25 protein-coding genes are annotated in these 22,835 nt (G+C 60.3%); 24 read left to right on the forward strand and 1 reads right to left on the reverse strand.

Annotated features, from left to right (window positions below; genetic code table 11):
* Positions 1 to 5: 5 nt before the first annotated feature.
* From tgt to ACW9H9_RS24120, 5 genes are all read left to right on the forward strand, one after another.
* A complete protein-coding gene (gene tgt / locus ACW9H9_RS24100; RefSeq protein WP_457345744.1) occupies positions 6 to 1,121 on the forward strand; it encodes a tRNA guanosine(34) transglycosylase Tgt in 1,116 nt (371 codons plus the stop codon).
* A 43-nt stretch (positions 1,122 to 1,164) separates the two neighbouring features.
* Positions 1,165 to 1,503: a preprotein translocase subunit YajC gene (yajC, locus tag ACW9H9_RS24105; RefSeq protein WP_457345716.1), complete on the forward strand. Its 339-nt coding sequence runs from the start codon at positions 1,165 to 1,167 to the stop codon at positions 1,501 to 1,503.
* Positions 1,504 to 1,565: 62 nt separating this feature from the next.
* The gene (gene secD, locus ACW9H9_RS24110; RefSeq protein ID WP_457345718.1) at positions 1,566 to 3,434 is read left to right on the forward strand and encodes a protein translocase subunit SecD; all 1,869 of its coding nucleotides are present in this window, start codon (positions 1,566 to 1,568) and stop codon (positions 3,432 to 3,434) included.
* A 9-nt stretch (positions 3,435 to 3,443) separates the two neighbouring features.
* Positions 3,444 to 4,358: a protein translocase subunit SecF gene (gene secF, locus ACW9H9_RS24115; RefSeq protein WP_457345720.1), complete on the forward strand. Its 915-nt coding sequence runs from the start codon at positions 3,444 to 3,446 to the stop codon at positions 4,356 to 4,358.
* A 123-nt stretch (positions 4,359 to 4,481) separates the two neighbouring features.
* Positions 4,482 to 5,024 (forward strand): glycine zipper 2TM domain-containing protein, encoded by a 543-nt coding sequence (locus tag ACW9H9_RS24120; protein WP_457345721.1) that lies wholly within the window; start codon positions 4,482 to 4,484, stop codon positions 5,022 to 5,024.
* 54 nt (positions 5,025 to 5,078) lie between these two features.
* Here ACW9H9_RS24120 and suhB read toward each other — a convergent pair whose 3' ends face one another.
* The gene (gene suhB, locus ACW9H9_RS24125; RefSeq protein ID WP_457345722.1) at positions 5,079 to 5,894 is read right to left on the reverse strand and encodes a type III secretion system regulator SuhB; all 816 of its coding nucleotides are present in this window, start codon (positions 5,892 to 5,894) and stop codon (positions 5,079 to 5,081) included.
* 145 nt (positions 5,895 to 6,039) lie between these two features.
* Here suhB and trmJ point away from each other — a divergent pair, with 145 nt between their 5' ends.
* The 19 genes from trmJ (at position 6,040) to der (ending at position 22,725) form a co-directional block, all read left to right on the forward strand.
* Positions 6,040 to 6,810, forward strand: a complete 771-nt coding sequence (gene trmJ / locus ACW9H9_RS24130) for a tRNA (cytosine(32)/uridine(32)-2'-O)-methyltransferase TrmJ (protein WP_457345724.1) — start codon at positions 6,040 to 6,042, stop codon at positions 6,808 to 6,810.
* 2 nt (positions 6,811 to 6,812) lie between these two features.
* A complete protein-coding gene (cysE, locus tag ACW9H9_RS24135) occupies positions 6,813 to 7,595 on the forward strand; it encodes a serine O-acetyltransferase (protein WP_457345725.1) in 783 nt (260 codons plus the stop codon).
* A 239-nt stretch (positions 7,596 to 7,834) separates the two neighbouring features.
* On the forward strand, positions 7,835 to 8,326 hold the full coding sequence (gene iscR / locus ACW9H9_RS24140) for a Fe-S cluster assembly transcriptional regulator IscR (RefSeq protein WP_457345726.1): 492 nt from the start codon (positions 7,835 to 7,837) through the stop codon (positions 8,324 to 8,326).
* A gap of 50 nt (positions 8,327 to 8,376) precedes the next feature.
* Positions 8,377 to 9,591 (forward strand): IscS subfamily cysteine desulfurase, encoded by a 1,215-nt coding sequence (locus ACW9H9_RS24145; protein ID WP_457345727.1) that lies wholly within the window; start codon positions 8,377 to 8,379, stop codon positions 9,589 to 9,591.
* A gap of 101 nt (positions 9,592 to 9,692) precedes the next feature.
* Positions 9,693 to 10,079 (forward strand): Fe-S cluster assembly scaffold IscU, encoded by a 387-nt coding sequence (gene iscU / locus ACW9H9_RS24150; protein ID WP_028617851.1) that lies wholly within the window; start codon positions 9,693 to 9,695, stop codon positions 10,077 to 10,079.
* Positions 10,080 to 10,107: 28 nt separating this feature from the next.
* The gene (gene iscA / locus ACW9H9_RS24155; RefSeq protein ID WP_457345729.1) at positions 10,108 to 10,431 is read left to right on the forward strand and encodes an iron-sulfur cluster assembly protein IscA; all 324 of its coding nucleotides are present in this window, start codon (positions 10,108 to 10,110) and stop codon (positions 10,429 to 10,431) included.
* An 8-nt stretch (positions 10,432 to 10,439) separates the two neighbouring features.
* A complete protein-coding gene (gene hscB / locus ACW9H9_RS24160) occupies positions 10,440 to 10,961 on the forward strand; it encodes a co-chaperone HscB (protein ID WP_457345730.1) in 522 nt (173 codons plus the stop codon).
* A 51-nt stretch (positions 10,962 to 11,012) separates the two neighbouring features.
* Positions 11,013 to 12,875: a Fe-S protein assembly chaperone HscA gene (gene hscA, locus ACW9H9_RS24165; protein WP_457345731.1), complete on the forward strand. Its 1,863-nt coding sequence runs from the start codon at positions 11,013 to 11,015 to the stop codon at positions 12,873 to 12,875.
* Positions 12,876 to 12,878: 3 nt separating this feature from the next.
* Positions 12,879 to 13,220, forward strand: coding sequence for an ISC system 2Fe-2S type ferredoxin (gene fdx, locus ACW9H9_RS24170; protein WP_457345732.1), 342 nt, complete (start codon positions 12,879 to 12,881; stop codon positions 13,218 to 13,220).
* Positions 13,221 to 13,234: 14 nt separating this feature from the next.
* A complete protein-coding gene (gene iscX, locus ACW9H9_RS24175; RefSeq protein WP_457345733.1) occupies positions 13,235 to 13,435 on the forward strand; it encodes a Fe-S cluster assembly protein IscX in 201 nt (66 codons plus the stop codon).
* A gap of 92 nt (positions 13,436 to 13,527) precedes the next feature.
* Entirely contained in the window at positions 13,528 to 13,953 is a 426-nt protein-coding gene (gene ndk / locus ACW9H9_RS24180; RefSeq protein ID WP_060754319.1) for a nucleoside-diphosphate kinase, read from the forward strand.
* Positions 13,954 to 13,982: 29 nt separating this feature from the next.
* Complete coding sequence (rlmN, locus tag ACW9H9_RS24185; protein WP_457345735.1) at positions 13,983 to 15,131, forward strand: 23S rRNA (adenine(2503)-C(2))-methyltransferase RlmN; 1,149 nt, start codon at positions 13,983 to 13,985, stop codon at positions 15,129 to 15,131.
* A gap of 12 nt (positions 15,132 to 15,143) precedes the next feature.
* On the forward strand, positions 15,144 to 15,902 hold the full coding sequence (pilW, locus tag ACW9H9_RS24190) for a type IV pilus biogenesis/stability protein PilW (RefSeq protein WP_457345736.1): 759 nt from the start codon (positions 15,144 to 15,146) through the stop codon (positions 15,900 to 15,902).
* Positions 15,902 to 16,864: a RodZ domain-containing protein gene (locus ACW9H9_RS24195; RefSeq protein WP_457345737.1), complete on the forward strand. Its 963-nt coding sequence runs from the start codon at positions 15,902 to 15,904 to the stop codon at positions 16,862 to 16,864. The genes pilW and ACW9H9_RS24195 overlap by 1 nt, the downstream gene beginning before the upstream one ends.
* A gap of 3 nt (positions 16,865 to 16,867) precedes the next feature.
* Positions 16,868 to 17,977 carry a flavodoxin-dependent (E)-4-hydroxy-3-methylbut-2-enyl-diphosphate synthase gene (gene ispG / locus ACW9H9_RS24200; RefSeq protein ID WP_457345738.1) on the forward strand — a complete coding sequence of 370 codons (1,110 nt, stop codon included), beginning with the start codon at positions 16,868 to 16,870 and terminating at the stop codon, positions 17,975 to 17,977.
* 23 nt (positions 17,978 to 18,000) lie between these two features.
* On the forward strand, positions 18,001 to 19,290 hold the full coding sequence (gene hisS, locus ACW9H9_RS24205; RefSeq protein WP_457345739.1) for a histidine--tRNA ligase: 1,290 nt from the start codon (positions 18,001 to 18,003) through the stop codon (positions 19,288 to 19,290).
* Between the two features lie 41 nt (positions 19,291 to 19,331).
* Complete coding sequence (locus ACW9H9_RS24210; protein ID WP_457345740.1) at positions 19,332 to 19,973, forward strand: YfgM family protein; 642 nt, start codon at positions 19,332 to 19,334, stop codon at positions 19,971 to 19,973.
* A complete protein-coding gene (gene bamB, locus ACW9H9_RS24215) occupies positions 19,966 to 21,117 on the forward strand; it encodes an outer membrane protein assembly factor BamB (RefSeq protein WP_457345741.1) in 1,152 nt (383 codons plus the stop codon). Before ACW9H9_RS24210 ends, bamB begins: the two co-directional genes overlap by 8 nt.
* A 135-nt stretch (positions 21,118 to 21,252) precedes the next feature.
* On the forward strand, positions 21,253 to 22,725 hold the full coding sequence (gene der / locus ACW9H9_RS24220) for a ribosome biogenesis GTPase Der (protein WP_457345742.1): 1,473 nt from the start codon (positions 21,253 to 21,255) through the stop codon (positions 22,723 to 22,725).
* Positions 22,726 to 22,835 lie beyond the last annotated feature (110 nt).

Consider the following 22,835-nt stretch of genomic DNA (forward strand, 5'->3'; position numbering starts at 1 on the left):
GCCGTATGTCATTTGAATTGTTGGCCACCGACGGCAAGGCCCGTCGCGGCCGCCTGACGTTCCCGCGCGGTACGGTGGAAACTCCGGCCTTCATGCCGGTGGGCACTTACGGCACCGTCAAGGGCATGCTGCCGCGCGACATCGTTGCCACCGGCGCCGAGATCATCCTGGGCAACACCTTTCACCTGTGGCTGCGCCCGGGCACGGAAGTGATCAAGAAGCACGGCGACCTGCACGATTTCATGAAGTGGCAGGGCCCGATCCTCACCGACTCTGGCGGCTTCCAGGTGTTCAGCCTGGGTGCCATGCGCAAGATCAAGGAGGAGGGCGTGACCTTCGCCTCGCCGGTGGACGGTTCCAAGGTGTTCATGGGCCCGGAAGAGTCGATGCAGGTCCAGCGTGACCTGGGTTCGGACATCGTGATGATTTTTGACGAGTGCACGCCGTACCCGGCCGATGAAGATGTGGCGCAGGTGTCGATGGAGCTGTCGTTGCGTTGGGCCCAGCGCTCCAAGAATGCCCACGGCGACAACACCGCGGCGCTGTTCGGTATCGTTCAGGGCGGCATGCACGAGAACCTGCGTAAGCGCTCGCTCGAAGGCCTGGACAAGATCGGGTTTGACGGCCTGGCCATTGGCGGCCTGTCGGTGGGCGAGCCCAAGCACGAGATGATCAAGGTGCTGGATTATCTGCCGGGCCTGATGCCTGCTGACAAACCTCGTTACCTTATGGGCGTTGGCAAACCGGAAGATCTCGTAGAGGGTGTGCGCCGCGGTGTGGACATGTTCGATTGTGTGATGCCAACCCGTAATGCCCGCAATGGGCATCTGTTCATTGATACAGGCGTGCTGAAGATCCGTAACGCGTTCCATCGCCATGATGATTCGCCGCTCGATCCTACCTGCGACTGCTACACCTGCCAGAACTTCTCCCGGGCTTATCTGCATCATCTGGACAAGTGCGGGGAAATGCTGGGTAGCATGTTGAATACCATCCACAATTTGCGCCATTACCAAGTGCTGATGGCTGGTTTGCGCGAGGCTATTCAACAGGGTACATTGGCCGCCTTCGTCGATGCCTTCTATGCCAAGCGCGGCCTCCCTGTGCCGCCTTTGGACTGAGTTTTGCGACCCTAAGATTCACTATTTGCAACTGGAGTGCTAAATGAGCTTTTTTATCTCTAATGCCATGGCTGATGGCGCTGCGCCAGCCGTTGCCGGTCCTTTGGGCGGTGGTTTCGAGTGGATTTTCCTGGTGGGCTTCCTGGTCATCTTCTACCTGATGATCTGGCGTCCACAGGCCAAGCGCGCCAGAGAGCAGAAGAACCTGCTGGGCAGCCTGCAAAAAGGCGATGAAGTGGTGACCACTGGCGGCATCGCCGGCAAGATCACCAAGGTTTCCGAGGCGTTCGTGGTACTGGAAGTGTCCGACACCGTGGAAATGAAGTTCCAGAAAGGCGCCATCGCCGCCACGCTGCCAAAAGGCACGCTCAAAGCGATCTAAGTTCCAACCTTTACCAATCGACGGGGCGCGCAAGGCGCCCCGCGTTATAAGCGGGCGGCGTGATGCTGAACAAATACCCTCTGTGGAAATACGTACTGATCCTGGCGGTGCTGGCGATCGGTTTTATTTATTCCGCTCCCAACCTCTACCCTGATGACCCGGCGATCCAGATCACCGGTGCCAGCACTGCGCTGCAGGTCACTCAGGCGGACCTGGATCGTTCGAGCAAAGCGCTCACCGATGCCGGGATTCAGGTCAAGGCGGCAACCCTGGCGGCTGACAGCAAGGGCGGCTTGCTGCGCTTGACCAAGCAGGAAGACCAATTGCCGGCCAAAGACGTTGTGCGCAAGGCCATGGGTGACGACTACGTCGTTGCGCTGAACCTGGCACAGACCACGCCAAAATGGCTGCGCAACATTGGCGCGCACCCGATGAAGCTGGGTCTGGACTTGTCCGGTGGCGTGCACTTCCTGTTGGAAGTGGACATGGACAAAGCCCTCGACGCGCGCCTGAAAGTCTACGAAGGCGATGTGAAGAGCCTGCTGCGTAAAGAGCGCCTGCGTTATCGCAGCCTGCCGCAGCTCAACGGCGCCATCCAGCTGGGCTTTAGCGATGAAGCCAGCCGCGAGCAGGCCCGCGCGCTGATCCGCAAGAACTTCAACGATTTCGACATCGTGCCGGCCGACCTCAATGGTCAGGCGGTACTGCGTCTGGCGATGACCCCGGCCAAGCTGGCGGAAATCCGTGAATACTCCATCAAGCAGAACTTGACCACGGTACGTAACCGCGTCAACGAGCTGGGTGTGGCCGAGCCGCTGGTTCAGCGCCAGGGTGCCAACCGCATCGTGGTGGAACTGCCGGGCGTGCAGGACACGGCTGAAGCCAAGCGTATCCTCGGCAAAACCGCCAACCTGGAGTTCCGCCTGGCCGCTGAGCCTGGCGCGTCCAAAGCCACTTCTGAAACTTTCGAGTTCCGTGAGGGCAACCGTCCACCGGCGCAGATCGAGCGTGGCTTGATCATCACCGGTGACCAGGTGACCGACGCCAAGGCCGGTTTTGGCGAGCACGGCACGCCTGAAGTGAACATTCGCCTAGATGGTCACGGCGGTGAATTGATGAGCCGTGCTACCCGCAGCAACGTGGGTCGCAGCATGGCGGTGATCTTCATCGAGCAGCGTCCGATCACCACCTACACCAAGCAAGTGGTGGACGGCGTCGAGAAAGACGTGCCGGTGCAGACCTTCAAGGAAGAGAAAAAGATCATCAGCCTGGCGACCATCCAGTCGCCGCTGGGTGCTCAGTTCCGCATCACCGGCCTGAACGGCCAGGGTGAATCGTCCGAGCTGGCCCTGCTGCTGCGTGCCGGTGGCCTGGCGGCGCCGATGTACTTCGCCGAAGAACGGACCATTGGCCCGAGCCTGGGTGCAGACAACATCACCAAAGGCATCGACGCGTCCCTGTGGGGCATGCTGTTTGTGTCGCTGTTCATCATGGCCATCTACCGCTTCTTTGGCATCATCGCCACCGTCGCGCTGGCGGTGAACATGGTGCTGCTGCTGGCCTTGATGTCGCTGCTGGGGGCTACGCTGACCCTGCCGGGTATCGCCGGTATCGTACTCACCATGGGTATGGCGGTGGACGCCAACGTGCTGATCTTCTCGCGGATTCGTGAAGAGATCGCCGCGGGCATGACCGTGCAGCGGGCAATCAACGAAGGCTTCAGCCGGGCATTTACCGCGATTCTCGACGCCAACCTGACCAGCTTGCTGGTGGGCGGTATCCTCTTTGCCATGGGCACAGGCCCGGTGAAGGGTTTTGCGGTGACCATGTCCCTGGGTATCTTTACCTCGATGTTCACGGCCATCATGGTGACCCGCGCAATGGTCAACCTGATTTTTGGCGGGCGTGACTTCAAGAAGCTGTGGATTTAAGGGGCTGCCATGTTACGTACAATCAATTTCATGGGCGTTCGCAACGTTGCGTTCGGCGTCACTGTGCTCCTGACCGTTCTGGCGTTGTTCAGCTGGTTCCACAAGGGCTTGAACTACGGTCTGGACTTCACCGGCGGTACGCTCATCGAGCTGACCTACGAGAAGCCGGCCGACGTCGCACTGGTACGTAATGAACTGGTCAAGGCCGGTTATCACGAGGCCATCGTGCAGAGCTTCGGGGCTACCACTGACCTGTTGGTGCGGATGCCGGGCGAAGACCCGCAACTGGGTCACCAGGTTGCCGAGTCCTTGCAGAAGGTGGGCGGCGACAACCCGGCCACGGTCAAGCGCGTCGAGTTCGTCGGCCCGCAGGTGGGTGAAGAGCTGCGCGACCAAGGCGGCCTCGGCATGCTGATGGCGCTGGGTGGCATCCTGATCTACCTGGCGTTCCGCTTTCAGTGGAAATTCGCCGTGGGCGCCATCGTTTCGCTGGTCCACGACGTGGTGGTGACCGTGGGTATCCTGGCGTACTTCCAGGTCACGTTCGACCTGACGGTGCTGGCGGCGGTACTGGCGATCATCGGTTACTCGCTCAACGACACCATCGTGGTATTCGACCGGGTTCGTGAGAACTTTCGCGTACTGCGCAAGGCATCGCTGATCGAGAACATCAACATCTCTACCACTCAGACTCTGCTGCGCACCATGGCGACGTCGATCTCCACGTTGCTGGCGATTGCGGCGCTGATGATCTTTGGTGGCGACAACCTGTGGGGCTTCTCGCTGTCGCTGTTCATCGGCGTGCTGGCGGGTACTTACTCCTCGATCTACATCGCCAACGTGGTGCTGATCTGGCTGAACCTCAACAGCGAAGACCTGATTCCTCCGACCAATACTGGCAAGGAGGTCGACGACCGCCCTTGATGGGTGATCGTAGAGCGGCTGTTACAAAGAAGGCGCGAGTATTGAACTCGCGCCTTTTTTTTGGCTCCAAGGCTGGGTATAGCGCGGGCGTATCGGCCCGTATGTCATGGTCAGGAGGTTCACGTGAACAAGTCGTTGCTGGTGGGTGCGGTATTGGGTGCTGTCGGTGTGACTGCCGGGGGTGCTGTCGCCACCTATAGCCTGGTAAAAAGCGGCCCTGAGTATGCGCAAGTGCTGGCGGTGCAGCCGGTGAAAACCCAGATCAAAACCCCGCGCGAGGTGTGCAAGGACGTGGCAGTGACGCGTCAGCGTGCGGTGCAGGACCAGCATCAGATTGTCGGCACGGTAGTGGGTGCGCTGGCCGGCGGTTTGTTGGGCAACCAGATTGGTGGCGGTAACGGTAAAAAGCTGGCCACGGTGGCCGGTGCGGTGGGTGGCGGTTATGCGGGCAACAAGGTTCAGGAAGGCATGCAGAACCGCGACACCTACACCACGACCCAGACGCGCTGTAACACAGTGAATGACATCAGCGACAAGGTCGTGGGTTACGACGTGCGTTACAACCTGGATGGCAAGGAAGGTACGGTGCGCATGGACCGTGACCCGGGCAGCCAGATTCCGGTCGACAAGGAAGGGCGTCTGGTGCTCGGCCAGAACCAGCAGTAATTCCCGTGCATAAAAAAAGCGCCTCGAGAGGCGCTTTTTTTTGTGCTCGCAGGCTTAGCGTTTCAGCGAAGCTGGCAGGTGCGGCTGGATCGCCGTCAGCACGGCCTTGAAGCATTTGGTGTTGCCAGCCACTACGTGGCCTTTTTCCAGGAAGTCATGACCGCCGGTGAAGTCGCTCACCAGGCCGCCGGCTTCTTGGATCAGCAGTGCGCCTGCTGCCATGTCCCACTCCGACAGGCCCGACTCCCAGAACGCATCGAAACGACCGGCGGCGACGTAGGCCAGGTCCAGGCTGGCAGCACCTGCGCGGCGGATGCCGGCGGTCTGGCCAACCAGGGCGCGGAACATGCCCAGGTAGTTTTCCAGGTTGTCCATCTGGTCGTCACGGAACGGGAAGCCGGTGCCCAGCAAGGCGCCGTCCAGGCTGGTACGACCGCTGACACGCAGGCGACGACCGTTCAGTTGGGCGCCACGGCCACGGCTGGCGGTGAATTCTTCCTGGCGAACCGGGTCCAGCACGACTGCGTGTTCCAGGCGGCCACGGTATTTGCAGGCGATGCTCACGGCAAAGTGCGGGATGCCGCGCAGGAAGTTGGTGGTGCCGTCCAGTGGGTCGATGATCCACAGGTAGTCTTCGCCTTCGCCGCTGCCTTTGTGCAGGCCGGTTTCTTCACCGAGGATGCCGTGGGTAGGGTAGGCCTTGCGCAGAGCGTCGATAATTTTCTGTTCGGCGGCGCGATCCACCTCGGATACGTAATCCTTGGCGTCTTTTTCGTCGACCTTGATGGTGTCCAGGCGCTCGATGGAGCGGAAGATCAATTCACTGGCGGCGCGGGCGGCGCGCAGCGCGATATTCAGCATGGGCTGCATGGATGTGTCACCTAAGGTTGTTAAAGAAAGCCGAGCATTCTAGCAGAAACTTTCTTCAGGTGAAGGACGGCGTTAGCTTTCATGGCATAACCTTAGGCTGTTCTGTAAGATTTGCTCCCCTTTCCCCTGTCCGAGAGCGCCTCCCTTGCTGCAAAACATCCGTGTCGTCCTCGTCAATACCAGTCATCCCGGCAACATCGGCGGGGCGGCGCGCGCCATGAAAAACATGGGCCTGTCGCGCCTGGTGCTGGTAGAGCCGCGTGTGTTTCCGCACCACGAAGCCGATGCCCGTGCTTCCGGCGCCAATGACATCCTTGAAAGCGCGCAGGTCGTCGCCACCTTGGAAGACGCCTTGGTGGGCTGCAGCCTGGTGCTGGGCACCAGTGCACGCGACCGCCGTATTCCCTGGCCGCTGTTGTCGCCGCGTGAGTGCGGCAACAAAGTGGTGGAAGAGGCCGCAGGCGGCGCCGAGATCGCCCTGGTGTTCGGCCGTGAAGACTCCGGCCTCACCAATGACGAGCTGCAGCGATGTCATTACCACGTGCACATCCCCTCGAACCCCGACTTCAGCTCGCTGAACCTCGGGGCGGCGGTGCAGGTATTGAGTTACGAAGTGCGTATGGCGTGGCTGGCGGCCGAAGGGTTGCCGCAAAAAACGGAAAAGGCTGAAGTCGCATCGCCCAAAAGCGATGAAGTGGCCACCATGGACGAGTTGGAACGGTTTTATGAGCACCTGGAGCAAACCCTGGTGGCCATCGAGTTCCTCGACCCCGAAAAACCACGGCACTTGATGGCGCGCCTGCGCCGGTTGTACGGACGCAGCTCGGTCAGCCGGGCGGAAATGAATATATTGCGTGGCATCCTCACGGAAACCCAGAAAGCGGCCCGTGGCGAGCTCATCAAGCGGAAGGATTAAAAATGTTCGAGCGTTTGCGAGAAGATATCCAGAGTGTTTTCCACCGTGACCCGGCGGCGCGCAACGCCTTTGAAGTGCTGACCTGCTACCCGGGCATGCACGCCATCTGGATTCATCGCTTGTCCGGCGCTTTATGGGGGATGGGGTGGAAATGGCTGGCGCGGCTGGTGTCCAACTTTGGTCGCTGGTTGACCGGGATCGAGATTCACCCGGGTGCCAAGGTGGGCCGCCGTTTCTTTATCGACCATGGCATGGGCATCGTGATCGGCGAGACGGCCGAAATCGGCGATGATGTGACCTTGTATCAGGGGGTGACCCTGGGCGGCACGACTTGGAACAAGGGCAAGCGCCACCCCACGCTGGAAAACGGTGTGGTCGTAGGGGCGGGCGCCAAGGTGCTGGGGCCGTTTACGGTGGGCGCTGGTGCCAAGGTTGGTTCTAATGCCGTGGTGACCAAGGCGGTCCCGCCGGGAGCGACGGTCGTGGGGATTCCGGGGCGGATCATCGTCAAGCCGGACGCCAATGACGAGCAGCAAGCCAAGCGCAAGGCCATGGCCGAGAAAATCGGTTTTGACGCCTATGGTGTCAGTGAAGACATGCCAGACCCGGTGGCGCGTGCGATTGGCCAGTTGCTGGACCACCTGCAGGCCGTGGATGGCAAACTGGACGGCATGTGCGGTGCGCTGAAGGATCTGGGCAGCAGTTATTGTGCGAAAGATCTGCCTGAGCTGCGCGAAGAAGACTTCGCCGAGATCAAGAGCGAAAGCAGTACCAAGGCGGGCTGAGCCGCTAGAAAGACGCAAAATCCTGTGGGGGCGGGCTCGCCGCGCTCACAGGCTGACTGGCCACTGGTCTTGCAGGGGCGCCCTCGTCCTTATCCTGCTGGTCGATCTGCCCCCACCCTGCTATTATTCGCGCGCCCTTTTTGCGGGTATTCCTGACTAAAGTACTAGGTCTTATAGTTGACTTAAATACTCGGGAATCGCATACTTGCTCCCATTCTGAAACACCTTGGTACTTGTCCATGAGACTGACTACAAAAGGCCGATACGCGGTGACCGCCATGCTTGACTTGGCTTTGCACGCGCAAACTGGGCCGGTGTCCCTGGCCGATATCTCCGAGCGCCAAGGCATTTCCCTGTCTTACCTTGAACAGTTGTTCGCCAAATTGCGCCGCAGCAACCTGGTGTCCAGCGTTCGCGGGCCAGGTGGCGGCTATCAATTGTCGCGCGACATGCAGGGCATTCAGGTGGCGCAGGTGATCGACGCAGTCAACGAATCGGTTGATGCCACCAAATGCCAGGGCCTGGGTGATTGCCATGCCGGTGATACCTGCCTGACCCACCACCTGTGGTGCGACCTGAGCCTGCAGATCCATGAGTTTTTGAGTGGTATCAGCTTGGCTGATCTTGTAACTCGCCGTGAAGTGCAAGAAGTAGCCCAGCGTCAGGACCAGCGCCGTTGCAACACGAACGCGCCGCGTCTGGACAAGATCGAAGCGTCCGCCGTCGAGTGACAGCCGAAGAGCTAACGGCACGCCAGCCAGCCTGATTTAGGAGAAAGACCATGAAGTTGCCTATTTACCTTGATTACTCAGCGACCACCCCGGTCGATCCGCGTGTTGCGCAGAAGATGAGCGAATGCCTGCTGGTTGACGGAAACTTCGGCAACCCGGCTTCCCGTTCCCACGTGTTCGGCTGGAAAGCCGAGGAAGCGGTCGAAAACGCTCGCCGCCAGGTCGCCGATCTGGTCAATGCCGACCCGCGTGAAATCGTCTGGACCTCCGGTGCCACCGAGTCCGACAACCTGGCCATCAAGGGGGCAGCGCATTTCTACTCCACCAAGGGCAAACACCTGATCACCACCAAGATCGAGCACAAGGCTGTCCTGGACACCATGCGCCAACTGGAGCGTGAAGGGTTCGAAGTGACTTACCTGGAACCGACCACCGACGGCATCGTGACGCCCGAGATGATCGAGGCGGCCTTGCGTGACGACACTATCCTGGTGTCCGTGATCCACGTGAACAACGAGATCGGCACCATCAACGACATCGCCGCCATCGGCGAGCTGACCCGCTCCAAAGGCGTGTTGCTGCATGTCGACGCCGCTCAGTCCACCGGCAAGGTCGACATCGACCTGTCAAAGCTGAAAGTGGACATGATGTCGTTCTCTGCGCACAAGACCTACGGCCCCAAAGGCATCGGCGCCCTGTACGTGAGCCGCAAGCCTCGCGTGCGCATCGAAGCCACTATGCACGGCGGCGGTCACGAGCGCGGCATGCGTTCGGGCACCCTGGCGACTCACCAGATCGTCGGCATGGGCGAAGCGTTCCGCGTTGCCAAAGAAGACATGGCAGCCGAAAACGTACGCATCAAGGCTTTGAGCGACCGCTTCTACAAGCAGGTCGAAAACCTTGAAGAGCTGTACATCAATGGCAGCATGACGGCCCGCGTGCCGCACAACCTGAATTTGAGCTTCAACTATGTCGAAGGCGAGTCGCTGATCATGGCGCTCAAGGACCTGGCCGTTTCGTCCGGCTCGGCCTGCACCTCGGCATCGCTCGAGCCTTCGTACGTGCTGCGCGCCCTGGGCCGCAACGACGAACTGGCACACAGCTCCATCCGCTTTACGTTCGGCCGTTTCACCACCGAAGAAGACATCGATTACGCCGCGCAGAAAGTCTGCGAGGCCGTGACCAAACTGCGTACCCTGTCGCCGCTGTGGGACATGTACAAGGACGGCGTCGACATCTCCAAGATCGAGTGGGCGGCACACTAACTATAGAAGCCGCCACCCAAGGGCTCTGTAAGAACGTGGCGGAAAACGCAGGCGTTGTTACGGGGCTCCAGAGCGGCCCTGATGAGTGAGGATTCAGTACCATGGCTTACAGCGAAAAGGTCATCGACCACTACGAAAACCCGCGTAACGTCGGCAAGATGGACGCCGAAGACCCGGATGTCGGCACTGGCATGGTTGGCGCACCAGCGTGCGGCGACGTGATGCGTTTGCAGATCAAGGTCAACGACGCGGGCGTTATCGAAGACGCCAAGTTCAAGACCTATGGCTGCGGTTCGGCCATTGCGTCCAGCTCCCTAGCGACCGAATGGATGAAAGGCAAGACACTGGACGAGGCTGTCACCATCAGCAACACCCAGCTGGCCGAAGAACTGGCCCTGCCGCCAGTGAAAATCCACTGCTCGGTACTCGCAGAAGACGCCATCAAGGCGGCCGTTCGCGACTACAAGCAGAAGAAAGGCTTGATCTAAGCATTGGGCGACGAGTAAGGAGTCAACGATGGCTATCAGCATGACAGAAGCGGCTGCGCGGCACGTGCGACGTTCCCTGGACGGGCGCGGTAAAGGTGAGGGGATTCGTCTGGGTGTGCGCACCACGGGCTGTTCCGGCCTTGCCTACGTGCTGGAGTTCGTCGACGAGGTGGTTGAAGAGGACCAGGTGTTCGAGAGTCACGGCGAGAAAGTGATCATCGACCTCAAGAGCCTGACCTACCTAGACGGCACCGAGCTTGATTTCGTCAAGGAAGGGTTGAACGAAGGCTTCAAGTTCAACAACCCCAACGTACGCGGTGAATGTGGCTGCGGCGAAAGCTTCAACATCTGAGGCTGATTGTGGGTACTCCTTGTCACTTTGCTTTATTCGAGTTGCAGCCCGGTTTCCGGCTGGACCTCGAGCAGCTTGCCACGCGCTACCGAGAGTTGGCGCGTGGGGTTCACCCGGACCGCTTCGCTGACGCTTCCGAGCGTGAGCAGCGCGTGGCGCTGGAGAAGTCCGCCAGCCTCAACGAAGCCTATCAGACGCTCAAAAGCCCCCCCAAACGCGCGCGTTACCTGCTGGCGATGAAGGGCGGCGAGCTGCCATTGGAAGTGACGGTGCACGATCCCGACTTCCTGATGCAGCAGATGCAATGGCGTGAAGAACTTGAAGACCTGCAAGACGAAGCCGATCTGGCGGGTGTTGCGGTGTTCAAGCGGCGTCTGAAAACGGCCCAGGACGAACTCAACGAAAGCTTCGCAGCCTGCTGGGATGATGCGGCGCAACGCGAGCAGGCCGAGCGCCTGATGCGGCGCATGCAGTTTCTCGACAAGCTCACCTACGAAGTGCGCCAGCTAGAAGAGCGCCTCGACGATTAACCCAGTGCTGCCCGTGTTGCACGCCTGATAGACAGATAAGACCTGATTACCATGGCTCTACTGCAAATCGCCGAACCCGGCCAAAGCCCTCAACCGCACCAGCGTCGCCTGGCGGTCGGGATTGACCTGGGTACCACCAACTCCCTGGTCGCTGCCTTGCGCAGCGGCCTGTCCGAGCCACTGCCCGACGCTGATGGCCAGGTGATCCTGCCGTCCGCCGTGCGTTATCACGCTGATCGCACCGAAGTGGGCGCGTCAGCTAAGTTGGCGGCCGCCGCAGACCCTCTCAATACCGTGTTGTCGGTCAAGCGCTTGATGGGGCGTGGTTTGTCCGACGTCAAGCAACTGGGCGAGCAACTGCCGTACCGTTTTGTCGGCGGCGAATCCCATATGCCGTTCATCGACACCGTCCAGGGCCCGAAAAGCCCGGTGCAAGTGTCGGCCGATATCCTCAAGGTGCTGCGCCAGCGCGCAGAAAACACCTTGGGCGGTGAGCTGGTCGGGGCGGTGATTACCGTGCCTGCGTATTTCGACGACGCCCAGCGCCAAGCCACCAAAGATGCGGCGAAGCTGGCTGGCCTGAACGTATTGCGCCTGCTCAACGAGCCTACGGCTGCGGCCGTGGCGTATGGGCTGGACCAGCACGCGGAAGGCCTGGTTGCGATTTATGACCTGGGCGGCGGCACGTTCGATATTTCGATCCTGCGCCTCACAGGCGGGGTCTTTGAGGTACTGGCGACCGGCGGCGACAGTGCCCTGGGCGGCGATGACTTCGATCACGCCATTGCGGGCTGGATCATCGAGGGGGCGGGCTTGTCCGCAGACCTGGATCCCGGCGCGCAACGCAACCTGCTGCAAATTGCCTGCGCTGCCAAAGAAGCGCTGACCGATGCGGCTTCTGTGCAAGTGTCCTACGGCAGTTGGTCCGCCCAGCTGACGCGTGAAGCCTTCGATACGCTGATCGAGCCCATGATCGCCCGCAGCCTCAAAGCCTGCCGCCGCGCCGTGCGTGACTCCGGTATCGAGCTCGAAGAGGTGGGCGCCGTGGTGATGGTGGGCGGTTCGACCCGTGTGCCCCGTGTGCGCGAAGCCGTCGCCGAGGCCTTTGGTCGTCAGCCGCTGACCGAGATCGACCCGGATCAAGTCGTGGCCATTGGCGCTGCGATCCAGGCCGACACCTTGGCCGGCAACAAGCGTGAAGGCGGCGAATTGCTGCTGCTGGACGTGATTCCGCTGTCCCTGGGGCTGGAAACCATGGGCGGCCTGATGGAAAAGGTGATTCCGCGTAACACCACCATCCCCGTCGCCCGTGCCCAGGACTTCACCACGTACAAAGATGGCCAGACGGCCATGATGATTCATGTGCTGCAAGGCGAGCGCGAGCTGATCAGCGACTGCCGCTCCCTGGCGCGGTTTGAATTGCGCGGTATCCCGGCGATGGTGGCCGGGGCTGCGAAAATCCGCGTGACCTTCCAGGTCGATGCCGATGGCTTGCTCAATGTCGCTGCCCGCGAGTTGGGGTCGGGTGTTGAGGCCAGCATCCAGGTCAAACCGTCTTATGGGCTGACCGACGGCGAAATCGCCAAGATGCTCAAGGATTCGTTTCAGTACGCCGGTGACGACAAGGTCGCTCGCGTACTGCGTGAGCAGCAAGTGGATGCCCAGCGCCTGATCGAAGCTGTGCAGGGCGCCCTTGAGGCGGACGGTGAGCGCTTGCTGGACGCCGAAGAGCGCATGGTCATCGACCTGCAACTGCAGGAACTGGCCGAACTGATGAAAGGCAGCGATGGCTACGCCATCGAGCAGCAGACCAAGCGCCTGTCGCAAGTCACCGATGCCTTTGCCGCCCGCCGCATGGACCAGACGGTTAAAGCCGCACTGGCGGGGCGCAACCTGAATGAAATCGAGGAATAACTGATGCCGCAGATCATTTTTCTGCCACACGCCGAGCATTGCCCGGACGGTATGGTTGTGGAGGCAGAGACCGGCAAGTCCATTCTCGAAGTCGCTCACGACAACCACATTGAAATCGAGAGCGCCTGCGGCGGCGTTTGCGCCTGCACGACCTGTCACTGCGTGATTCGCGAAGGGTTCAACTCGCTGAACGAAGCGGACGAGCTGGAAGAAGACTACCTCGACCGCGCCTGGGGCCTGGAAGCGACGTCGCGCCTGACCTGCCAGGCCATCGTCGGGACCGAAGACATTACCGTTGAAATCCCGAAATATTCGCTCAACCATGCCGCCGAAGCGCCGCACTGATTCAAGGAAATGTCATGAGTCTGAAATGGGTTGATGTACAAGAAATCGCTATACAACTGGCTGAGGCCCACCCGGATGTCAATCCGCTGTCGGTGAACTTCGTCAAGTTGCGCAACCTTGTGATGCAATTGCCGGAATTCGATGACGTCCCGGATCGGGGTGGCGAGAAGGTGCTTGAGGCAATACAAGGCCTGTGGATCGAAGAAGCAGACTGATTCACCTTTTTACGCAGTTAGGCAATACCCAATAACCCGCGTATAATTCGCGGGTTTAATTTTTCGCACATTACCGTTTCTGGAGTTACACCATGGCTGTTCAACGCACTTTCTCCATCATCAAGCCTGACGCTGTTGCAAAAAACGTTATCGGCGAGATCACCACCCGTTTCGAAAAAGCCGGCCTGAAGGTTGTAGCGTCGAAACTCAAGCAACTGTCCAAGGCTGAAGCTGAAGGCTTCTACGCTGAGCACAGCGCCCGTGGTTTCTTCGGCGACCTGGTTGCTTTCATGATCTCCGGTCCTGTTGTTGTTCAGGTGCTGGAAGGCGAAAACGCTATCGCTCTGAACCGTGAGCTGATGGGCGCTACCAACCCTAAAGAAGCGGCTGCCGGCACCATCCGTGCTGACTTCGCCGAGTCCATCGACGCCAACGCTGTTCACGGCTCGGACTCCGAAGCTGCTGCTGCTCGCGAAATCGCTTACTTTTTCGCTGCTACTGAAGTAACCGCTCGCTAAGCATTGGCTTAAAGAGTGAGGGTGAATCCATGACTACATCGACTGTTAAAGCCAACCTGCTGGGTCTGACCCAGGAGGAAATGGAAAAATTCTTCGACTCGATCGGGGAGAAGCGTTTCCGTGCCGGTCAGGTAATGAAGTGGATTCACCACTTTGGTGTCGACGATTTCGACGCCATGACGAACGTCAGCAAGGCCTTGCGCGAAAAGCTCAAGGTCGTTGCTGAAATTCGCGGTCCCGAGGTGGTTAGCGAGGACATTTCCAGCGACGGCACCCGTAAGTGGGTGGTGCGCGTGGCGTCCGGCAGCTGCGTCGAGACGGTCTACATTCCCCAGGGCAAGCGCGGCACCTTGTGCGTTTCGTCCCAGGCAGGCTGTGCCCTGGACTGCAGTTTCTGCTCCACCGGCAAGCAAGGCTTCAACAGCAACCTCACCGCCGCGGAAGTGATCGGCCAGGTGTGGATTGCCAACAAATCCTTTGGCAGCGTCCCGGCGACCGTCGACCGTGCCATCACCAACGTGGTGATGATGGGCATGGGTGAGCCGCTGCTGAACTTTGACAACGTCATTTCGGCCATGCGCCTGATGATGGACGACCTGGGCTACGGCATTTCCAAGCGCCGCGTGACCCTGTCGACCTCCGGCGTGGTCCCGATGATCGATGAGCTGGCCAAGCACATCGACGTCTCCCTGGCGTTGTCGCTGCACGCACCCAATGACGCATTGCGTAACCAATTGGTGCCGATCAACAAGAAGTATCCGCTTAAGATGCTGCTCGAATCTTGCCAGCGCTATATGTCGTCCCTGGGCGAGAAGCGTGTGCTGACAGTCGAGTACACCTTGCTCAAGGACATCAACGACAAGGTTGAGCACGCCGTCGAGATGATCGAGCTGCTCAAAAATGTCCCGTGCAAGATCAACCTGATTCCGTTTAACCCGTTTCCCCATTCTGGCTACGAACGGCCGAGCAACAATGCTATCCGCCGTTTCCAGGATCAACTGCACCAGGCCGGTTTCAACGTCACCGTGCGCACCACGCGCGGCGAGGACATCGATGCCGCCTGTGGCCAATTGGTAGGACAGGTGCTGGATCGCACCCGTCGCAGCGAACGTTATATTGCCGTGCGCGAGTTGAACGCCGACAGCGATATGCCGCAAAGCGCCGCGACGCGAACCTGAGAGAGGATCTCTATGCCCTTGCGCCTTGCGCTGCTGTGGTTGGTTGCCAGTCTTGCGACGGGCTGTATTTCATCGGGCTCTCACAGCCCGTTGCAAACCGACAAGGGGCGTGACGAAGCGCGTGCCGCCTACGTGCAATTGGGCTTGGGCTATTTGCAACAAGGCATGACCGAGCAGGCCAAGGTCCCGCTGAAAAAAGCGCTGGAGCTGGATGACGATGATGCCGGCGCCAATGCAGCGCTGGGGCTGGTATTCCAGGCCCAGGCCGAGCCTGCACTGGCGCAGGGGTATTTCCTCAAGGCGCTGGCCGCCCGGCCCGCCGATCCGAGGCTGCTTAACAATTACGGCAGTTTCCTGTTCCAGCAGAAACGATATGAGCAGGCTTCAGCGTATTTTCAGCAAGCCGCCGCCGATACCCTCTATCCTGAGCGTGCGCGCGTATTCGAGAACCTTGGGGTGACCTCCAAGCAGCTCGGCCAGCGCGACACGGCGCGCCAGCACCTGGAAAAAGCCCTGCACCTGAACCAGCGCCAGCCACGAGCCTTGCTCGAAATGGCTGAGTTGTCCTTCGAAGACAGGCATTATGTGCCAGCACGTGACTACTACGAGCGTTTTAGCCTGCTCGGCGGGCAAAATGCACGTAGTCTATTGCTCGGTGTGCGCCTGGCGACGGTTCATGAAGAACGCGACAAGGCCGCACGATTTGGCCAGCAACTCGAACGACTCTATCCCGGTACGCCGGAATATCAGCAATACCTGTCGGAGCAATGATGAAAGCGGCGCACCCGGAAGTTGTAGCAGCTAATCGCACAAACCCTGGCGAGACTTTGCGTCTGGCCCGTGAAAGCAATGGCTGGTCGCTGGCAGAAGTGGCCCTCAAGCTCAATTTGACCCCTACTTCATTGGGCAACCTGGAAGCCGGCGCATTCGACAAGCTGCCGGGGCACACCTTTGCCCGTGGCTACATTCGTGCCTATGCCAAATTGCTGGGTATCGACCAGGCCGTACTGGTCCAGGAATTCGACCAGATCACCGGCACCGACTCCCAGGGCAGCAACGTCCATGGCTTGGGCCGCATCGAAGAGCCGGTACGGGTTTCCCACACTATTTTGCGAATTGTCAGCCTGTTGCTGCTGATCGCCGTGATCGGCGGTGGTTTTGTCTGGTGGCAAGACCAGACCTCCCAGCGTAACAAAGACCTGACCAACAACGCTTTGGAGCACGTCGAAGTCGAAAGCGCCGACGGCACCACGCAAATCCACCCCCTGGACGAGCCGGAAGACCAGGCGGCCGCACAGGCCCCGGTGGCCCCGCAAGATCAGCCTGCCGCTGAGCCGCCTGCCGCCATCGAGCCTGCGCCGACCGCTGCGGTGCCCGCACCGGCAGCCCCTGCGGCGCATACCCCGGTCGCTCCGGCGGCTCCGGCGCCCGCAACCCCGGCTGCCCCGGTTGCGACAGCCCCCGTGGCGCCTGCTCCAGTGACCCTCGCGGGTGACGGGCATATCCAGATCACCTTCGTCGCTGACTGCTGGACGCAAGTCACCGACGGTAATGGCAAAGTGCTGTTTAGCGGTCTGAAGCGTAAGGGAGATACGCTTGATCAAAGCGGCAAGCCACCTTTGACGCTGCGTCTGGGTTATGCCCGTGGCGCGCAAGTGGCCTTCAACGGCCAGCCTGTGGACGTGGCGCCGTTCACCAGTGGCGAGACTGCTCGCCTGAAGTTGGGACAATAAGTCATGCACGGCGAATCTCCAATCAAACGTCGCGTATCGCGCAAGATCTGGGTCGGCTCGGTGCCGGTGGGCGGCGATGCCCCCATCGCGGTGCAGAGCATGACCAACAGCGACACCAACGATGTGGCCGCCACGGTGGCCCAGATCAACCGCCTGGAAGCCGCGGGTGTGGACATCGTGCGGGTTTCTGTTCCGGACATGGACGCCGCCGAGGCGTTCGGTCGCATCAAGCAGCTGGTTAAAGTGCCGCTGGTGGCTGACATTCACTTCGACTACAAGATCGCATTGCGCGTGGCCGAACTGGGTGTGGACTGCCTGCGCATCAACCCGGGCAATATTGGTCGTGAAGACCGTGTTCGCGCCGTGGTCGACGCCGCTCGGGACCGCGGGATTCCGATCCGTATCGGGGTGAACGCCGGTTCCCTGGAAAAAGACCTGCAAAAGAAATACGGCGAGCCGACGCCAGCTGCGCTGGTGGAGTCGGCCCTGCGCCATGTCGAGCACCTGGAACGCCTGAATTTCCAGGACTTCAAGGTCAGCGTAAAGGCTTCCGACGTGTTCATGGCTGTCGCAGCCTACCGCCTGCTGGCCAAGGAAATTGTCCAGCCGCTGCATTTGGGCATTACCGAAGCAGGCGGCTTGCGTTCAGGCACAGTGAAATCTGCGGTGGGTCTAGGTATGCTGCTGGCCGAAGGGATTGGCGATACTATTCGCATCTCCCTGGCGGCAGACCCGGTAGAGGAAGTGAAAGTCGGTTACGACATTCTCAAGTCCCTGCATTTGCGTTCCCGTGGCATCAACTTCATTGCTTGCCCGAGCTGCTCGCGGCAGAACTTCGACGTGGTGAAAACCATGAACGAACTCGAAGGGCGCCTCGAAGACCTGCTGGTGCCGCTGGATGTTGCGGTGATCGGCTGTGTGGTCAACGGGCCGGGTGAAGCCAAAGAGGCGCACGTGGGCCTGACCGGCGGTACGCCGAACCTGATTTACATCGACGGCAAGCCGTCGCAGAAACTGACGAATGACAATCTGGTGGACGAGCTGGAAAGGCTGATCCGCGAGAAAGCGGCCGAAAAGGTCGCCGCTGACGCAGCGCTGATCGCGCGCGGCTGATTGAACGAATTTAAGGACTAGATGTGAGCAAGTCTCTGCAAGCCATTCGTGGCATGAACGACATCCTGCCGGAGCAGACGCCTTTGTGGCGTTACTTCGAGGGCACTGTCGCGCGCCTGCTGGATAACTACGGTTACAAGCAGATCCGCATGCCGATCGTCGAGTTCACCGAGCTGTTCAAGCGCTCCATCGGTGAAGTGACCGACATCGTCGAAAAAGAGATGTACACCTTTGAGGACCGTAACGGCGACTCCCTGACCCTGCGTCCGGAAGGCACCGCCGCGTGCGTGCGCGCCGTGCTGGAACATGGCCTGATCGGCAGTGCCCAGCCGCAAAAGCTGTGGTACATCGGCCCGATGTTTCGCCACGAGCGCCCGCAAAAAGGCCGTTATCGCCAGTTTCACCAGATTGGCCTCGAGGTGTTCAACCTTGACGGCCCGGACATCGACGCCGAGCTGATCGTGTTGACCTGGCGCCTGTGGGGCGAGCTGGGCATCCGCGATGCGGTCAAGCTCGAACTCAACAGCCTGGGCACCAGCGAGTCCCGGGGCCGCTACCGCGTTGCCCTGGTCGAATACCTGTCTGCTCACCTGGACAAGCTCGACGAAGACAGCCAGCGCCGCCTCAAGACCAACCCGTTGCGGGTCCTGGACACCAAGAACGCCGAAACTCAGGCCGTTCTGGTGGGCGCGCCAAAGATGGCCGATTACCTCGACGAAGAATCCCGCGTGCACTTCGAGGGCCTCAAGGCTCGCCTGGACGCCGCCGGTATTCCGTACGTGATCAACCCCAAGCTGGTGCGTGGCCTGGACTATTACAGCAAGACCGTGTTCGAGTGGGTCACCGACAAGCTCGGCGCCCAGGGCACCGTGTGTGCCGGTGGCCGTTACGACGGCCTGGTCGAACAGATGGGTGGCAAGCCGAGCAGTGGGGTGGGCTTTGCGATGGGCATCGAGCGTCTGATCCTGATGCTTGAAACCCTGGAGCAGGTGCCAGAATCCATTTCCCGTCAGGTGGACGTCTACCTCTGCGCCTTTGGCGAGGCCGCCGAACTGGCCGCCCTGGCCTTGAGCGAAAAGGTCCGTGACCAACTGCCCAACCTGCGCTTGCAGATCAATGCCGGCGCTGGCAGTTTCAAGAGCCAGTTCAAGAAAGCCGACAAGAGCGGTGCCTTGTATGCACTGATCCTGGGCGATGACGAGTTGGCCCAGCAAGTGGTAGGTTTCAAACCCCTGCGTGGTCAGGGCGAACAACAAAGTATTGCCTTTGATGCGCTCGCTGCGCACTTGGCCACCTGCGTCGTGCAGGGTTGAAGCTGTCAAACAGCCGAATTTAGCGATTAAGGAGTGTTGGGGTGTCGAGTACTGAAGACGAACAGCTGGCCGAGTTCAAAGACTGGTGGCAGCGTAACGGCAAACCCCTGGTCACCGGCGGCTTGCTGGCATTAGTGGTGGTGTTCGGCTGGCAAGCCTGGCACAAGTATCAGGCCAACCAGTCGCAAGGTGCCTCGAACCTCTATCAGCAATTGCTGGAAACCACGCTGACGCCAACCGGCAAGCCTGATCCTGCCCAAGTGGCGGACCTGGCTGGCAAACTGAAAAGCGAATACGGCGGCAGCCCTTACGCCCAGTACGGCAGCCTCTTTGTTGCCAAAGTGGCGGTGGACACCGGCAAGCTGGACGACGCGGCTTCCGAGCTGAAAGCCATCACCGACAAACCGGCCAACGGCACACTCGGCGAAATCGCCCGTCAGCGCCTGGCCCAGGTGCTGGCGGCACAAAACAAGGCCGACGAAGCACTCAAACTGCTCGACGGCGATGCTGACAAGGCATTCCTGGCAGCTCGTGAAGAGCTCAAGGGCGACCTGCTGGTTCAACTGGGTCGTACCGACGAAGCCAATGCTGCGTACCAAAAAGCCAAGGCGGCGCTGTCTGATGAAGCAGCGGTCGGTGGCTTACAAATCAAGCTGGACGACCTGGCCAAAGGGGATGCGTGACGTGATCCGTTGGAAACATGCAGCATTGCTGGCTCTGGCCGTTTTGGCCGCGGGTTGCAGCAGCAACAGCAAAAAAGAACTGCCTCCGGCCGAGCTGACCAGCTTCAAGGAAGAAGTGGTCCTGCAAAAGCAGTGGAGCCGCTCCATTGGCGACGGTCAGGGTGAGCTCTACAACCTGCTGGAGCCGGCTATCGACGGCGACAACATTGTGGCGGCCGACGCTGAAGGTGTTGTGGTCGCCATGGACCGCATGACCGGTGACGTCAAGTGGAAGAAAGACCTCGAGCTGCCGGTATCCGGCGGTGTGGGTGTTGGCTACGGTCTGGTGTTGGTCGGTACGCTCAAGGGCGACGTGGTGGCCCTGGACTCCAGCAGCGGTGAAGAAAAGTGGCGTGCTCGCGTGACCAGCGAAGTCCTCGCCGCACCGGCTTCCAACGGCGACGTTGTGGTCGTGCAAACCCAGGATGACCGCGTGATCGGCCTTGACGCCTCCACCGGCAACCAGCGCTGGCTGTACGACAGCACCCCTGCGGTGCTGACCTTGCGCGGGACCAGTGGTCCGGTTGTGACCAATCACTTGGCGCTGGCTGGCCTGTCCACCGGTAAAGTAGTCGCCCTGGACACCCAGAACGGCGTACCCGCGTGGGAAACCCGTGTGGCCATCCCTCAGGGTCGCTCCGAGCTGGATCGCGTGGTGGACATCGACGGCGGCCTGCTGCTGTCGGGTGAAACCCTCTACGTGGTGACCTACCAAGGCCGTGTCGCGGCACTGGACCTGGAAAGCGGCCGCATCAACTGGCAGCGTGACGCGTCCAGCTATGCAGGTATCGCCCAAGGGTTTGGCAGCGTCTATGTGAGCCTGGCGTCTGGCACTGTTGAAAGTGTCGACGAGCGTTCCACCACCGCGTTGTGGAGCAACGACTCCCTGGCCCGCCGTCAATTGTCGGCACCGGAAGTGTTCTCCAGCTATGTGGCAGTGGGCGACTTCGAAGGCTACCTGCACCTGCTGAGCCAGGTAGACGGTCGTTTCGTCGGTCGCGAGCGTATCGACAGCGACGGCCTGCGTGCCCGTCCGCTGGTGGTGGGTAACATGCTTTATGTGTACGGCAACAGCGGCAAGCTGGAAGCGCTGACCATCAAGTAAGCAACTATGCTTGGGGTCATCCCCAGGCGGCCCCGTTTCGGCGGGGCATGCGGCACGTTCCCGTGCTGCCCCGAGCACCAGCCGCTGCCTTGCAGCGGCTTTTGTATTTTCTGAAATAACGAAGTGGAGAGCCGCATGGTTCCCGTAATCGCCCTGGTGGGCCGCCCCAATGTCGGCAAGTCCACCCTGTTCAACCGCCTGACCAGGACTCGCGACGCCATCGTCGGCGACTTGTCCGGTCTGACCCGTGACCGCCAATACGGTGAGGCAAAGTGGCAAGGGCGCTCCTACATCATTATCGACACCGGCGGTATCTCCGGTGATGAGCATGGCATGGACGAAAAGATGGCCGAGCAGTCGCTGCTGGCCATTGAAGAAGCCGATGTCGTGTTGTTCCTGGTGGACGCCCGTGCGGGCTACACCGCAGCCGACCAGATGATTGGCGAGCACCTGCGCAAGCGCAACAAGCGTTCCTACGTGGTCGCCAACAAGATCGACAACATCGATCCTGAACTGGCCCGCGCCGAATTCAGCCCGATGGGCCTGGGGGATGCGATCCCGATCGCGGGCGCCCACGGTCGTGGCATCAGCCAGATGCTGGAAATCGCCTTGCAGTCTTTCCCCAAGGACGAAGAGGAACCTGCAGAAGGCGAGGAAGAGGAAATCGTCGCCGAGGGTGAGGAAGCCAAGCGCATTCCGGGCCCCAGCGAAAAAGACGGTATCAAGATCGCTATCATCGGTCGCCCTAACGTCGGCAAGTCGACGCTGGTCAACCGCATGCTCGGTGAAGAGCGGGTCATCGTGTATGACCAGCCCGGCACTACCCGTGACAGCATTTACATCCCGTTCGAGCGCAACGAGGAAAAGTACACGCTGATCGACACCGCCGGTGTGCGCAAGCGCGGCAAGATCCACGAAGAAGTCGAAAAGTTCTCCGTGGTGAAAACCCTGCAAGCCATCAAGGACGCCAACGTGGTGATCTTTGTGATGGACGCCCGCGAAGGGGTGGTGGACCACGACCTCAACCTCTTGGGCTTTGCCCTGGAAGCCGGCCGTGCCCTGGTGATCGCGATCAACAAATGGGACGGCATGACTCCCAGTGAGCGCGACTTCGTCAAGATCGAGCTGCAGCGTCGCCTGTTCTTCGTTGAGTTTGCCGACATCCACTTCATCTCGGCGCTGCACGGTACGGGCGTGGGCAACCTCTACGCGTCGGTGCAGAACTCGTTCAAGTCGGCGGTCACTCGCTGGCCGACCAGCCGCCTGACCCAGATCCTGGAAGATGCCGTAGGCGAGCACGCGCCACCGATGGTCAACAGCCGCCGGATCAAGCTGCGCTATGCCCACCTGGGTGGCGCCAACCCGCCGATTATTGTGATTCACGGTAACCAGGTGGAAAAGGTGCCGAAGTCCTACGTGCGCTACCTGGAAAACACCTACCGCCGCGTACTGAAGCTGGTCGGCACGCCGATCCGCATCGAGTTCAAAGGCAGTGACAACCCGTACGAAGGCAACAAGAACACCTTGACCGACCGTCAGGTGAACAAAAAACGCCGCTTGATGAGCCACCATAAAAAGGCCGACAAGAAGCGCCGCGACAAGCGCTAAACGCAGCGTTGGGTTGCACGCCGCACGCGGCAGGAAAGGGCTCTTTTAGAGCCCTTTTTTTGTGTGCGCCAGGCATGGCGCGTTGCGCGAAGCGCAACCAGCTTGGCTGT

It is taken from the genome of Pseudomonas sp. SDO5215_S409 (genome assembly GCF_054071325.1).

Bases quoted from the DNA above. Each gene is read 5' to 3' on its own strand.
- tgt (WP_457345744.1), top strand. From the start codon at position 6: ATGTCATTTGAATTGTTGGCCACCGACGGCAAGGCCCGTCGCGGCCGC.
- yajC (WP_457345716.1), top strand. From the start codon at position 1,165: ATGAGCTTTTTTATCTCTAATGCCATGGCTGATGGCGCTGCGCCAGCC.
- secD (WP_457345718.1), top strand. From the start codon at position 1,566: ATGCTGAACAAATACCCTCTGTGGAAATACGTACTGATCCTGGCGGTG.
- secF (WP_457345720.1), top strand. From the start codon at position 3,444: ATGTTACGTACAATCAATTTCATGGGCGTTCGCAACGTTGCGTTCGGC.
- suhB (WP_457345722.1), bottom strand. From the start codon at position 5,894: ATGCAGCCCATGCTGAATATCGCGCTGCGCGCCGCCCGCGCCGCCAGT.
- cysE (WP_457345725.1), top strand. From the start codon at position 6,813: ATGTTCGAGCGTTTGCGAGAAGATATCCAGAGTGTTTTCCACCGTGAC.
- iscR (WP_457345726.1), top strand. From the start codon at position 7,835: ATGAGACTGACTACAAAAGGCCGATACGCGGTGACCGCCATGCTTGAC.
- ACW9H9_RS24145 (WP_457345727.1), top strand. From the start codon at position 8,377: ATGAAGTTGCCTATTTACCTTGATTACTCAGCGACCACCCCGGTCGAT.
- iscU (WP_028617851.1), top strand. From the start codon at position 9,693: ATGGCTTACAGCGAAAAGGTCATCGACCACTACGAAAACCCGCGTAAC.
- iscA (WP_457345729.1), top strand. From the start codon at position 10,108: ATGGCTATCAGCATGACAGAAGCGGCTGCGCGGCACGTGCGACGTTCC.
- hscA (WP_457345731.1), top strand. From the start codon at position 11,013: ATGGCTCTACTGCAAATCGCCGAACCCGGCCAAAGCCCTCAACCGCAC.
- fdx (WP_457345732.1), top strand. From the start codon at position 12,879: ATGCCGCAGATCATTTTTCTGCCACACGCCGAGCATTGCCCGGACGGT.
- iscX (WP_457345733.1), top strand. From the start codon at position 13,235: ATGAGTCTGAAATGGGTTGATGTACAAGAAATCGCTATACAACTGGCT.
- ndk (WP_060754319.1), top strand. From the start codon at position 13,528: ATGGCTGTTCAACGCACTTTCTCCATCATCAAGCCTGACGCTGTTGCA.
- rlmN (WP_457345735.1), top strand. From the start codon at position 13,983: ATGACTACATCGACTGTTAAAGCCAACCTGCTGGGTCTGACCCAGGAG.
- pilW (WP_457345736.1), top strand. From the start codon at position 15,144: ATGCCCTTGCGCCTTGCGCTGCTGTGGTTGGTTGCCAGTCTTGCGACG.
- ACW9H9_RS24195 (WP_457345737.1), top strand. From the start codon at position 15,902: ATGAAAGCGGCGCACCCGGAAGTTGTAGCAGCTAATCGCACAAACCCT.
- ispG (WP_457345738.1), top strand. From the start codon at position 16,868: ATGCACGGCGAATCTCCAATCAAACGTCGCGTATCGCGCAAGATCTGG.
- bamB (WP_457345741.1), top strand. From the start codon at position 19,966: ATGCGTGACGTGATCCGTTGGAAACATGCAGCATTGCTGGCTCTGGCC.
- der (WP_457345742.1), top strand. From the start codon at position 21,253: ATGGTTCCCGTAATCGCCCTGGTGGGCCGCCCCAATGTCGGCAAGTCC.